Here is a 13,009-nt window from a genome sequence, read left to right as displayed (position 1 = left end):
GATTAAAAGTTACTTTTTTCACAGAACCACTCTATACTTTTGCTCCGGTCAATTATATCTTTGTACAGTAATCTCAGCCTTTGTACAATTTTATCCCATGAGAAAATCTCTTTTGCATCTTCAAAGCCTTTGGCAGCGATTCTTCTTCGCAAGTCCTCATCATTTAACAAAAGCAAAATCATATCTTTAAGTGAGTTAGCATTCCCGCAGAAAAAGGTAAGTCCATTTTCACCATGCTTTACAATCTCTGCAAAGCCACCAACATCCGATACAATTGTTGCACAGCCTGATGCCATTGCCTCCAGGGCAACTATGCCAAATGGTTCATAAAGGCTTGGAAAAACTGCAATGTCAGCCACTTTAAAAAGTTTTTTCCTCTCCTCATCAGATATAAAGCCTGTGAACAAAACTTTATGGGAAATTCCCATGCCAAGTGCCCTTGAATAAAGCTCAGCATACATAGGTCCGCTTCCGGCAATTACAAGCTTTGCATTGTAATATTTTTCAAGAACCATCCTGAAGCTTTCAAGCAGGATGTGAACTCCTTTTTCATACACATGCCTTCCGATAAAAAAGATTATCTTTTCACTGTCAAGTGCAAATCTTCTTCTGAATTCAATGTCATACTCAACACCGGCAAACTCTTCAAAGTCAATCCCATTTGGTATGACAGTACATTTGTCAGGTGTGAGGTTAAAAATCCTTTCACATTCATTTTTCATATAGTTCGAATTGACAATAACCTTCCATCCCTCAAATGTCGTCCACCATTCTACATTGTGAATAAACCTCTGAAGGTCATTGTGAATTCCACTGTTTCTGCCATGCTCTGTTGCATGTATTGTGCAGACCATAGGGACTCTCAAAGAGTGTTTTACAATTCTTGCCGCAAAAGCTGTGAGCCAATCATGTGCATGTACTATGTCAAAGTTGCCAAATCTTTTTGCCAGATATATTGCCTTTTCAGCCATTGCCATGTTCATAAGCATAACCCAGTCAATGAAATTCAGTGGATTTAGAGGATAGAGGGGAACTCTTGCAACTTTAAGATTTCCATAATCTTCGAATCTTTCGTAATCTTCAGAAAAAGTGACTACATAGACAGTGTCTTCTTTTGAAAGCCTCTGTGAGATGCTTTGAACAACTCTTGAGATGCCACCAACAACACGCGGCGGATATTCCCATGTAAGCTGCAGTATCCGCAACTATCCATCCCCTTTCTTGAAGAAAATTTTTCTAAATGGGGTTTATATAATTTATACCACTTTATACAAGGTTGTAACAAAATTTTAATGATAATTTTAAATTTTTTGTACAAATTTATCTTCTCCAAAATGACATAAAAAAATAAAAACCGGCTGTTAGCAGCCAGTCCTTCATTACAGCATACAGTTTATTTTCAATGTTACTTACAAAAAACAAAGCACAGGCATTGCATGAAATCACGCCAAATAGACAATCAATAAAGGCTTTCTGGTAAGTCTGTCAATCTTCTTGACAAAAGTTCATTTTGATAAATGATATTTTGTTATTTAACTCAATTTGATAATCTTGAAGGTTTTCATTTTCTGGTGTTTACACATATAAAAAAATATGATAAAATCAAAACCAACTCATGATTTACTAACTCCAGAGTTACTAACTTTAGAGTTAGTAAATACAGACGAAGGTTGGTGTTTTGAATATGTTTGTAGGAAGAGAGTATGAACTTGAAACACTGAGTAGACTTTATAATGATGATGGGTTTCATTTTGTTGTTGTATATGGAAGGAGAAGGGTTGGAAAAACAACGCTACTAACACATTTTTGTAAAGATAAACCTTCCATTTATTTTGTGGCAGAGGAGTACAATGACAGACTTGCTTTGGAGTCTTTTTCTGAAAAGATTCTTTCGTTTTTTGGAATGAATGGTTTTATTGGTAAATTTGAAAACTGGGAAAAAGCCTTTTTGTTCTTAGCCGAGCAAAGCAAATTAAACCGTGTGGTGCTGGTAATAGATGAGTTTCCTTATCTGGTTGCTTCAAATAAAGCTATCCCTTCGCTGCTACAAAATTTGATAGATCATTACTTAAAAAATACCAAACTTTTTCTGATTATTTGTGGGTCTTCTGTAAGTTTTATAGAAAAAGAAGTTTTAAGCTATAAAAGCCCTCTTTATGGAAGAAGAACTGCTCAGCTTATAGTTGAGCCGTTTAACTTTTTTGAAAGCAGAAAGTTTTTTCCTAATTATGACTTTGAAAACCAGGTAATTGCATATGGAATTTTAGGCGGAATTCCACAATATCTGAGCTATTTTGATGATAGTAAAGATATATATGATAACGTAAAACTGAAAATTCTGGACAAATCATCTTATCTTTATGAAGAACCAAAACTGCTTTTGAGACAGGAATTGAGAGAACCTGCAATTTACAACTCAATAATTGAAGCAATAGCAACAGGTAACAGCAAATTGAATGAAATATCGACAAAAGTAGGAATTGATACAGACAAATGTGCAAAATATCTCTCAGTTTTGATTGACTTGAAAATAGTTGAAAGGATAACTCCTTTAGATCTAAAAGAAAAGAGCAGAAAAAGCATATACAAACTAAAGGACAATTTTTTTAGATTCTGGTATAGATTTGTTTTTACCAACAAGATGCTGATAGAACAAGGAATGTTTGATGAGGTCATAGAAAACAAAATCAAGCCTTTTATGAATCATTTTCTTGGAGAGGTATATGAAGAAATTTGCATGGATTATTTAAAAATATTGAATAAAAGAAAAAAACTACCTTTTACTTTTGAGAGGATAGGCAAATGGTGGGGAAACAATCCTTACAGAAAGCGCGAAGAGGAAATTGACATTGTTGCATATGACAGGGACAACATCATATTCTCTGAGTGCAAGTGGCAGAACCAGAAAGTGGATATGAGAGTTTTAAATGATTTAATTGAAAAAGGCATGATGTTTGAATGGAAAAATAAGTACTATGTTTTATTTTCAAAAAGTGGCTTTACCGATGATTTAAAAAATTTTGCCAAACACCAGGACAGAATTATTTTGATTGAAAGTTTTGAAGAATAAATTGCAGCTAAAAACAACCTCAAATTGAAAAATATCTACCTTTCAATCAAGTGTAATATATAAAAAGACCAGCTGCTTTAAAGAACAACCAAGCTGGTCTTTGTTTTTATCAGCTTATTTTACTCGTAAAGATACAGCACATACATCGCATGAGACCATGCCAGAGGTACAACCCAGGCAGGCTGACCGGTTACTTTATCAACCTGCTCTGGAAAAAGCCCGTTTGGCAAACTGTGCGCCTTTGCCCATTCAAAAAGCTCTTCTGCTTTGCCGACCTTCCCTGTCTTTTTGTAGTAAATTGCAAGCCAGAGTGTTGTGAGTATCCATGGATTCCCATCAATGTATCTGTCATCAGAATATCTCTTGTACCCACCCACAATTCTATTCTCGCACTCTCTTTCAATAGCAAAAATAGCCCCTTTTAAAGCCTCATCGCTGCTATCTATCATTTCAAACGGATAGTATACTCCAAGTATTGATATATCAGCAACCTCGTCCTGTTTTTTGAAATAGTATGTTACCTCATATTTTTCATCCTTTTGAATATACCTGTTCTCTTCAGGAAGTTTTAAAAACTCTTTTTTTGAAATTCTAACATCTGCTGACCTTACATAGCGTAAAAGCCTGGGACTGTAAAATGTTGTGGCTGTCTGATTTTTTATTGCCTTTAGCTTCTTTTCAATTTCACTTTCAAGTTCAGGAAAATACTTGCTGGCTTTCTTCAGCGCGGCATAAATGCTTGCATTTGAGTAAAGATGAATTCCCTCTCTTTCTTCCCAAAGGTCAAAGCTTTTTAGCACAACCCCCAACCTGTCATCGGTTGCATTCAGCAAAAACCTCAGAGCTTTTTGCAGCTTATCTCTGTACAAATCAACCAAATGAAGAGAATTCTGCTTCTCGCAATGTTCCAAAAATCCCCATACAACAGAGGCTGTCTCATCAATCTGAACTCCCCAGCTCGGCGCCAAATTTCCATCTGTGTAATACCTCTGGTCCCAGTATCCACCTTCCTCCTGACAGCCAAATTTAAACTCAAAGAACTTTTCCACCTCTTCTTTCATACCAAGTCCATCCATGGCTCTTGTGATGAATGCAGCATCCCTTCCCCATACAAAACCATAGCCACCGCAGTGGTAAAACCTCTCATCAACTTCAGGTGCAGCAAGAATCCCGCCTGTTTTTGAGTTCTGCAAAAGATAGAATACCTGTGCACTTCTTTTTTGAAGTTCCAAATCTCTTTCATCTTGGGTGGTTATAAATTCAAGTCTGGCAAATTTTCTCTGCCAGAAAACTTTGTTCTGTTCATAAATCTCTGAAAATCCCTTATTTTTCAGCAATAGTATTTTGTTTTTTACCTCTTCTTTTGAGCCACCAAATGCAACAAATACAACAACAGAACCTTTATTTTCAAGCTTCACAGCAATCTGCGGATTGGCTATTCTCTCAACACCCTCCAATAAATTGTCCTTTGCATCATCAATTCCGTTTGAAACGGTGAAACTCACAATCCTGTTTTCAAAGCCAAGAGCAATAAAACTGCCTCTGTAATAAGTGTATATTATTTGATTTTCTCTGTCTACAAATGCCGCATTGAAGTTAGTATATTCGTTTATCATAGGTTCAAAAAAGACATAAAAATCCTCAAAATTGCAGTCCCATTTTCTTATAAGACTGTCTGTCTGAAAGTCAACAAAATCAAGCTGAAATATCCTTCTGCTCCCAATTTCATATTCAAAGCAATATGCAAAATCATCCTTATAGCCGCTTGCTTTTTTAAAATCTTCTCTCTGGAAAAAGATAAGACCATCCAAAAAAACTGCTGCTAAAAACAACTTTATCTGCTGATAGTAATCAACAGCGGGATAATAAAACCTTTGCAATATTCCGTTTGAGTCAAGCTGCCCCAAAACCTTTGTGTTTCCTATTATGGCTTCTACTACGTGCGGTTTTCTCACTGTTATCCCTCTTTCTATTCAAAAAATTCATGCAAACATTTGCTCAGATTTTTATTATAACAAATCATTTCTAACTTTAATATTAGCAAATTGCTCAATTTTATTTGGCATTTTGTAAATAAAAAAACCCTTTAATGCGCCTTTGATTTTCTGCATATTTCAAAGGAACATCAAAGGGTAAAACTTCAGAATCAGGATTTTTTTACCTTATCAAACACTCAAGCAAATCACAAACCTCTGTGACATTTGCGCCATTTAAAGCTATTTTGTATTCCTTTTCAGGTCTTGCAAATATGAAGTTGTTTTCAACATCCCCGTCTGCTTCAATTATCAGGCAAACTGCCGGTGTTCTGGGTCTTAAAATTAGCATATCATCCTTTATTTCGTATTCAAACTGGCAGGGTTTTAGCTCAAGATTTATAAATTTATCAAACACAAAGTAGTTTTCATATTCCCTGCCATCCACAATAAGGCTGACAAATACTATTGATTCCAAAAGCCCTCTGTCAACCCTGTGCCCTATCATTGTAGCTTCAAATTGTTTCGGAATGTATATATACTCACCTTTTAAAACATTGAGATTTTCTATTTTTTCATCAAATGCCAGAGTCACATCATTTGCAGGTATATTCACCTTTAAAGCCCTCTCAAAATGTTTTCTGCCATCAAAGTCCCAGATGGTAATCAAAAGCTCACCTGTTCTGGAAGTAATATCGTCACTTACAACCTTTACCTTTAGCCTGCCGTTTTCATACTCAATAGCCGGCAAAAACTTTGAAAATACTCTTTTTGACTCATAGTAAAGTGCTTTTCTTCTTTTCAGATAGTCTATTGACGACCATGAGATAACCGGCCAGCAATCATTCAGCTGCCAGTAAAGTGCACCTGCTGTCCTGAATTTATTTTTCCTGTAGTGCTCAACCGCAAGCTTTATAGCCTCTTTTTGAACAAACTGTGAAATATACACAAATGAGTCAAAGTCTTTTGGAAGACCTACCCAGCCTGCCATGTACCTTATAAGCCTCTCTATACCTTCATCCTGTTTTTCGTGCATTCTCAGCACCTTTGAAAAGATTGTCTGGTCTTTTAGAGGAATGTACTTTTTCATTGTATCAATATGCGCTGCTGCCTGAAAGCCAAACTCAGAAACAAATCTTGCATTGTCATGTTTGTAGTAAATAAAGTCTTTCCAGCCAGACCAGATATCCCATGTGTGCCTGTCACCAGCTTTTTCGCTGTTTGGATGCTCACCGCCGTACGGGCTTGAGATATGGTATGGTCTTGTTGGATCAAGCTCTAATAGAATCTGCGGTAAAACCTTTTTGTAAATTCTGTTTCCCAGAAATTCCGGGTCGCCTATGTTCCACCAGTCTCTAAAACCCCAGTTGTTTTCGTTATTCCCACACCACAGCACTATGCACGGGTGGTTCCTCAAGCGTTTTATCTGGTACTCAGCCTCTTTTTTGAAATTCTCAACAAAAAAGTCAAACTCATCAGGGTATATGCTGCAAGCAAACATGAAATCCTGCCAGACCATTATACCATTTCTGTCACACTCATTATAAAACCAGTCATACTCATAAATCCCGCCGCCCCAGACCCTGAGCATGTTCATGTTTGCATCTTTTGCCATATTAATTAAAGCTTTGTAGTCATTTTCAGTAAGTCTTGGCAGGATAGAATCAGCAGGTATCCAGTTTGCACCCTTTGCAAACACCTTAATGCCATTTATTTCAAAGATGAAGCTTTCGCCATATTCATCCTTTTCTTTTATAATCCTGACAGTCCTCAGACCCGTTGTGACCTCTTTTGTTGCCACTTCGTTTGAGGTTTTCACCGCAATTTTAAAAGTATACAGGTGCGCCTCACCATAGCCATTTGGAAACCACAGCTTTGGATTTTCTATCTCAATCCTCTCTTCAATAAAGTACCCTTCTTTTGACTTGTAAACTTGCGGTTCAAGTCTTTTGATTTCTGCCCCGTCTGAGATTTCTATTTCACCACTTTCTGGCTTTTCAAATGAGTTTATCCTTGCAAAAACTTTAACAACTGCCAGGTCTTCTGATAGGTGCTCTGTTTTGATAAACTCATCCACTATCTCAAGCCCATTGTGAAGCTCCAAATATATACTTCGCCAGATTCCCATCTGCAAAATCCGCGGTCCCCAGTCCCAGCCATAGGAGTATTGAGCTTTTCTTATCCAGCTTCTTTGCGGATAGTCATATTTTGACTGATAAACTTTTTTCAGCCTTTCCGCCTCTTTGATTGGAGAGTAAAGAATCACCTTTAAAGTGTTTTTACCTTCTTTCAAAGCAGTTGACACATCAAATTCATACTTCAAAAACATATTTTCTGCTCTTCCAAGGTAATACTGGTTTAAATAGATATCGGCAACTGTGTCAATCCCTTCAAACACAAGTTTTCTAACCTGATACCTATCAAGATTTTCAACATAAAACTCCTTTACATATTCAAAATCTTTTTCTTCCAAAGAGTAGAACAAAACCTCATTTGAAGAGTAAAACGGGTCAGGAAGCCTTCCAAGGTTGATCAAATCAAGCTGAACACACCCCGGAACTGTGCCATCCAGGTATTCAAGGCTGCCTACCTCTCTAAATTTCCACTTTCCATCAAGGCTTATTTTCATCAAAAACTCCCCCTGTTTGCGTCAATAAGTTATCATCTTCTGTTTATTATACTATGAATACTATTGTTTATCTTCTCTTAATTTTGCTTTTTATCTCATAATTTTTGAAAATGGTCAATGTGAAAGATGATAAGCCTCTGGCATCAGCAACAAATTCTTTATGACTTTTTTGATAGAGGCAGGATAGGGAAGATATTTGATAAATTATAGGATTTTTTATTTAAATATTGACATAATTTTCATTACATCATATAATAGGAGTTGAAACATAAATACAACTATTTGGGGGTGAAGAAAATGAAAAAGTATCATTTTTACTTGATTGCCTTCCTGACAAGCATCTCTTTATTACTTACCTCAAGCCAAGCAAAAGCTTATGATGTACCTGTGTTCAAAGATGAGACCAAAATAGTTGTCTGGCTACTAAGAGGAGGTAATTTAGCAGCTCCAGTAACTCAGGCAGTGACAAACAGTGTTGGTTTTCGCTATAATCAAACTTCGTCGACACAACGTTATGTAACACAATTGGATCTTTGCATTATTGCACACAATGGAAGAGATTTATTCTATCTAACTGGTTGCTGGCAGGTTCTTGGCCTAACTAATTTAAGCTGCTATCGCAATGGAAGTCTTATTAATAGTTTTTCTGGTTCACAGTTGACATATGGTCCTGCAATTGTTCCAAGCTCAGATCTATACAAATATGGTTATAGAAAATGCAATTACTTATATAATCCTATTACTGATTCTTGGAATGTACAAGGAACTACCTATTTGTATTTTGATGCAGCCATTAATAGTTGGATAACATTTAGTATTTATTACTGATACAATTAGGAGGTGATATTTATGAAAAAGAAAAAAATCTATATATTCTTAACATTGACCTTGTTAATAGCGGTTGTCTCTGGATTCTGGCTTAAAAACATGGTTACGTCAGGCGAGGACAGCCTGTCTTACACAGTTAAAAAGACATTGGAGATAGAAAAAAGCAACAACAAAGACATAATCGCTAAAGTTGATGGTATTCCCATTTACAAAAAGGACCTTGACATTGCTGAATTATATGAAAAGATTCGATTCGAGAATCAATTAAAATTGGGTTCAGTAAACAAACAAAATGCTTTTGTTACACCTCACCAAAAAACTAAAAAAGAACTTCTCGATGAACTCATAGAAAGGAAAGTTTTAATGGAGTCTGCAAAAAAAGAGGGTTTTCTTGTATCAAAGGAAGAAGCTGAAGCTTACTTTAATAGCGTAAAAAACACAATAGATGATATTTTAAATGGAAAAATAAAAGGCGATATTGAAAGTGCTAAACAAGCAAGGGAATTGCTGGATACGTACAAAACTCAATTCCCAGCAAATGAATTTAATGAAAAAGTAATAGGTGCTTATCAGGAAATTTTAACCATAAGTAAATATTTAAAAGCAAAAACTGATGAATATATAAAGGAGCATCCAAACGCTACAGCTGAAGAAATAAATCAATATTTAAATGATTTTAAAAACAGGCTTAAAGCAAATTCTAAAATTGAAGTTCTGAGTTAAGAATCTATCTATAAAAATTACATGAAAAATCCAAACAAGTTTATAATTCCTTCAGTAAATCTTTGTTTGTCTTCTGCACAAAATTGCTTACAATTTAAAAAAGGGTTGGATCTTAAATTTTCCCCAACCCTTTTTGTTTGCTATATATTTATTATTATATCTTTCCAAATTATTCATTCAAAAATTTTAACTTTTCTGCCAATAAACTTAAAATTGAGTTAATCTTCTTGGCTGACATATTTTTGTTAACATTCAAACTCTTAAAAATAACAATGTCATTTTTCAATAATGTCAATTTGTTTTTTAATTCATTGATTTGTTCTTTACTAAGTTTGGGCTGGCTAAGAACAAATCTCTCCATTTCGTATACCTTTTCTGCATATTTTTCAAATAATAAAGATGCCGGAAAATCACCAGTAATAAGACCACCAGCATTCTCACAATCAAAATAACAAGAAAGACTTTCCATAATCAGGGACAATCTAATCATGCTATTATTTAAGCTTTCAAGATATGTTGCTATTCCCTGAGTATCTGAAGAATCAATAACCTGCATAAGGTTTGTTATCAAGGCAAATGACTTTTCCAATTCTGAATAATAGTTTCTGGTAGAAAAAGAAAAATAATTATTAATCTTGCTGGCTGCCATCCTGTACTGATTAAAAGATAGAAGCAACAAAATGCAAAAAAGTAATAACAATGCTGTTAATATAATACTTTTTTTCATTTTAAATCTAACCACCCTTATCCTTAATTAAATCTGTAAAAACAAAATTTGCAATGTATCAAATCAGAAATTATTTGCATGTGTATTCCAAAGATGAAGTATAGATTTTGTCCCACCATAGGTGTAATCCATCATATTTGACATATCAATATAAATATTTTTTTACTTTGACAAAAATTATACCAAAATGAAAAAATTAAATCAATGTAACAACGCTACAAAAACATGCTACCAGTAGCCAGATAAATATGCTTTTTACTATTTTTTCTTCATTAAAAGCATGTTAAATCATCTTTAATTTACGCAAGCACCCAACCTCCTAAAACTTTGAAGACATAAAAACAGGTGCTTTTTTTAATTGCAAACAAAATCAGTTAATATGGCTTAAAATTGCTGAATGAAAGAACATCAAAAACAAAAGCTCTTTTTTCTTTTTTGTGATATAATTTTATGAAAGAGTTTGAAAAAAGCTGTGTGAATGGTAGCAATGGAGCAAGAAAAAGTGATAAACCTGGCAAAAGAGTTTGTTGAAAAAATAAACAAAGAATATGCGATAAAGTTTGCATATTTGTTTGGTTCATTTGCAAAAGGGACATTTAACAACATGAGCGATATTGACATCGCAGTTATGTTTGAAAAAGACATCCCTGAGCTCGAGGATGCAGTATTGAGAGGATTTTTGATGGAAGAGGGAAAAGCTTTGTTTAAAAGAGATGTTGACATTGTCAATTTAAAAAATGCCAGTATTTTTTTAAAGTACAGCATAATCAAGGATGGGATAATTCTAAAAGACCATGAAGAAAGAATTTCATTTGAAGCAAGTGTCCTCAGGGAGTATTTTGATTTTAGCTATTATTCTGAGATTTATAATCAGAAAATACTTGAAAGTATAAAAAATAAAGAATTTTTCAGAAGGTGACTTTTTATGGTGAAAAGAGATGTAATTTTATCTAAAATATCACAGCTCAAAGAGTATATTGACTTTTTGAAAGAAATTCGGAAAATCCCAAAAGAAGAATATATTACAAATAAATTTGTATACGGTTCTGCAGAAAGATTTTTACATCTTGCAATGGAAGCTATTTTTGACATTTGTAATCATATAATTTCCGATTTGCGTCTGCGAAAACCGGAAAACTATAAAGACATTTTTAAGGTACTTTTTGAAAACAACATTATTACCAGAACGCAGTTTGAAAAATTTTCAAAAATGGCTGGTTTCAGAAATATTCTTGTGCATGATTATGCAAAAATAAACAGAGAAATTGTTTATGAAATCATAGTCAATAATTTAAGTGATTTTGAAGATCTTGTTGATACAATTTCAGAGTATATTTAAACAAAAGAAGGTGGAAAATATGAAGATTTTGCTCTGTCAGATAAACCCCATTGTTGGCGATATTGAAGGCAACACAAAAAAGATAATTGAAATTGTAAAATCACACAGAGAGGCAAAAGTTCTAATATTCCCCGAGCTTGCAATCTGCGGATACCCGCCAAAAGACCTTCTGTTTCAAAAGGATTTTATAGCTGCAATTGACAGGGCAATAGATAAAATTGCAAAGGAAGTGGAGGATAGCTTTGTAATTGTTGGCGCACCTACAAAGAGCCATCATGTTTCAAAGCTTTTCAACAGCGCCATTATTTTTCATCAGGGCAAAATAGAAAAGATCATACACAAAACACTACTGCCCTCCTACGATGTATTTGATGAAAACAGGTATTTTGTCCCAAGCCCAGCAAGAGAGGTTGTAACAATTGAAGGAATAAACTTTGGCATAAGCATATGCGAGGATATCTGGAATATAAACAACGATGAAAATGCAATGTATGATATAAATGTTCTGGATGAGCTGTACTCAAAAGGTGCAAGGGTGTTTATAAACCTTTCTGCATCACCCTACCACTACACAAAACTTGAAACCCAGAGACTGAAAGTTTTGAAGGATGCTGCTATAAAATTTGGAGTTCCTGTTATATATGTGAACCAGGTTGGTGGAAACGATGAGCTGATATTCGATGGAAACAGTACAGTGGTAAGCTCAAGCGGAAAGATTAAAGCAAAAGCAAATGAGTTTGAAGAGGACATAGTAGAGGTTGAACTTGAAAATATTGACAAAATGCCTGAGATTGAAATACATGAAGATATTTCATGGATAAAAAAAGCTCTGGTGCTTGGTATAAAAGATTACTTTGAAAAGACAGGCGCTGCTAAAAAGGCAGTGGTGGGACTTTCCGGCGGGATTGACTCATCGGTTGTGTGCTGCTTAGCTGTTGAAGCGCTGGGAAGAGAAAACGTCCTGGGCGTTTCTATGCCCTCGCGCTACTCTTCAGAGCACAGTATAAAAGATGCAAAAATCCTGGCAGAGAACCTTGGAATTGAGTTCAGGGTATACCCAATTGAAGATGTCTTCAGGGCATACCTCAGGATGTTCAACCTAAGCGAAACGCCCCTGCAGGACCTTGCAGAGGAAAATATACAGGCACGAATTCGCGGAAACATCCTCATGTTTATATCAAACAGGGAAAACAGGCTTGTTCTTACAACAGGCAACAAGTCCGAGCTTGCGGTTGGATACTGCACACTTTACGGTGATATGGCAGGCGGGCTTGCGGTTATATCAGATTTGCCAAAAATGCTTGTGTATGAGCTTGCAAAGTATATAAACAGGGAAAGGGAAATAATACCACACAGCGTTCTGGTAAAACCACCGTCTGCAGAGCTTCGACCAAACCAGAAAGACACAGATAGCCTCCCGCCCTATGAGGTTCTGGACCCGATTTTGGTTGCATATATTGAAGATCTGAAAAGCGTTGATGAAATAGTGCAGATGGGCTATCCAAGAGAGCTTGTTTTAAAGATTATCAGGATGGTAGAAAGATCAGAGTACAAGCGAAGACAAGCTGCACCGGGTTTGAAGGTGACATCAAAAGCATTTGGTACAGGTCGACGCATGCCAATTGCCCAGAGATGGGTATAAAGTTTAAAAATAAAAAAGCCCCTCTCTCTTTGGGTGAGCTTATCTTAAAATTGTTTTTCTCCAGAGAGCCGGGGGCTT

General features: G+C 35.4%; 10 protein-coding genes. 6 read left to right on the top strand and 4 right to left on the bottom strand.

Features of this window, described 5'->3' with window-relative positions:
* Nucleotides 1-2: 2 nt before the first annotated feature.
* Nucleotides 3-1,205 (bottom strand): glycosyltransferase family 4 protein, encoded by a 1,203-nt coding sequence (locus OTK00_RS00445; RefSeq protein ID WP_045168545.1) that lies wholly within the window; start codon nt 1,203-1,205, stop codon nt 3-5.
* Between the two features lie 479 nt (nt 1,206-1,684).
* Here OTK00_RS00445 and OTK00_RS00440 point away from each other — a divergent pair, with 479 nt between their 5' ends.
* Nucleotides 1,685-3,070, top strand: coding sequence for an AAA family ATPase (locus tag OTK00_RS00440; protein WP_045168546.1), 1,386 nt, complete (start codon nt 1,685-1,687; stop codon nt 3,068-3,070).
* Between the two features lie 119 nt (nt 3,071-3,189).
* Here the strand turns inward: OTK00_RS00440 and OTK00_RS00435 are convergent, their stop codons facing one another.
* Together OTK00_RS00435 and OTK00_RS00430 are read right to left on the bottom strand one after the other, a co-directional pair.
* Nucleotides 3,190-5,025, bottom strand: a complete 1,836-nt coding sequence (locus tag OTK00_RS00435) for a glycoside hydrolase family 15 protein (protein ID WP_045168547.1) — start codon at nt 5,023-5,025, stop codon at nt 3,190-3,192.
* 202 nt (nt 5,026-5,227) lie between these two features.
* On the bottom strand, nt 5,228-7,672 hold the full coding sequence (locus OTK00_RS00430) for a beta-mannosidase (RefSeq protein WP_045168548.1): 2,445 nt from the start codon (nt 7,670-7,672) through the stop codon (nt 5,228-5,230).
* 297 nt (nt 7,673-7,969) lie between these two features.
* Between OTK00_RS00430 and OTK00_RS00425 the strand changes: the two genes are divergently transcribed.
* Both OTK00_RS00425 and OTK00_RS00420 read left to right on the top strand, forming a co-directional pair.
* A complete protein-coding gene (locus OTK00_RS00425) occupies nt 7,970-8,500 on the top strand; it encodes a hypothetical protein (protein WP_045168549.1) in 531 nt (176 codons plus the stop codon).
* Between the two features lie 21 nt (nt 8,501-8,521).
* Nucleotides 8,522-9,223, top strand: a complete 702-nt coding sequence (locus tag OTK00_RS00420; RefSeq protein ID WP_045168550.1) for a SurA N-terminal domain-containing protein — start codon at nt 8,522-8,524, stop codon at nt 9,221-9,223.
* 169 nt (nt 9,224-9,392) lie between these two features.
* Here OTK00_RS00420 and OTK00_RS00415 read toward each other — a convergent pair whose 3' ends face one another.
* Complete coding sequence (locus OTK00_RS00415; protein WP_045168551.1) at nt 9,393-9,950, bottom strand: hypothetical protein; 558 nt, start codon at nt 9,948-9,950, stop codon at nt 9,393-9,395.
* A gap of 487 nt (nt 9,951-10,437) precedes the next feature.
* On the opposite strand from OTK00_RS00415, the gene mntA reads away from it, so the two are divergent.
* Genes mntA through OTK00_RS00400 form a run of 3 tightly spaced genes read left to right on the top strand, consistent with a single transcriptional unit; the run spans nt 10,438 to nt 12,931 of the window.
* Complete coding sequence (gene mntA, locus OTK00_RS00410) at nt 10,438-10,869, top strand: type VII toxin-antitoxin system MntA family adenylyltransferase antitoxin (protein WP_045170037.1); 432 nt, start codon at nt 10,438-10,440, stop codon at nt 10,867-10,869.
* A 6-nt stretch (nt 10,870-10,875) separates the two neighbouring features.
* Nucleotides 10,876-11,289: a type VII toxin-antitoxin system HepT family RNase toxin gene (gene hepT, locus OTK00_RS00405; protein ID WP_045168552.1), complete on the top strand. Its 414-nt coding sequence runs from the start codon at nt 10,876-10,878 to the stop codon at nt 11,287-11,289.
* 19 nt (nt 11,290-11,308) lie between these two features.
* Nucleotides 11,309-12,931 (top strand): NAD+ synthase, encoded by a 1,623-nt coding sequence (locus OTK00_RS00400; RefSeq protein WP_045168553.1) that lies wholly within the window; start codon nt 11,309-11,311, stop codon nt 12,929-12,931.
* Nucleotides 12,932-13,009 lie beyond the last annotated feature (78 nt).

Source organism: Caldicellulosiruptor morganii, from assembly GCF_026810225.1.
GTDB lineage: Bacteria > Bacillota > Thermoanaerobacteria > Caldicellulosiruptorales > Caldicellulosiruptoraceae > Caldicellulosiruptor > Caldicellulosiruptor morganii.
This window is presented reverse-complemented; position numbering and strand designations above follow the sequence as displayed.

Excerpts from the sequence above, each read along its gene's own strand:
- OTK00_RS00425 (WP_045168549.1), top strand. The coding sequence starts at position 7,970 with ATGAAAAAGTATCATTTTTACTTGATTGCCTTCCTGACAAGCATCTCT.
- mntA (WP_045170037.1), top strand. The coding sequence starts at position 10,438 with ATGGAGCAAGAAAAAGTGATAAACCTGGCAAAAGAGTTTGTTGAAAAA.
- OTK00_RS00400 (WP_045168553.1), top strand. The coding sequence starts at position 11,309 with ATGAAGATTTTGCTCTGTCAGATAAACCCCATTGTTGGCGATATTGAA.
- OTK00_RS00430 (WP_045168548.1), bottom strand. The coding sequence starts at position 7,672 with ATGAAAATAAGCCTTGATGGAAAGTGGAAATTTAGAGAGGTAGGCAGC.
- OTK00_RS00440 (WP_045168546.1), top strand. The coding sequence starts at position 1,685 with ATGTTTGTAGGAAGAGAGTATGAACTTGAAACACTGAGTAGACTTTAT.
- OTK00_RS00415 (WP_045168551.1), bottom strand. The coding sequence starts at position 9,950 with ATGAAAAAAAGTATTATATTAACAGCATTGTTATTACTTTTTTGCATT.
- hepT (WP_045168552.1), top strand. The coding sequence starts at position 10,876 with ATGGTGAAAAGAGATGTAATTTTATCTAAAATATCACAGCTCAAAGAG.
- OTK00_RS00420 (WP_045168550.1), top strand. The coding sequence starts at position 8,522 with ATGAAAAAGAAAAAAATCTATATATTCTTAACATTGACCTTGTTAATA.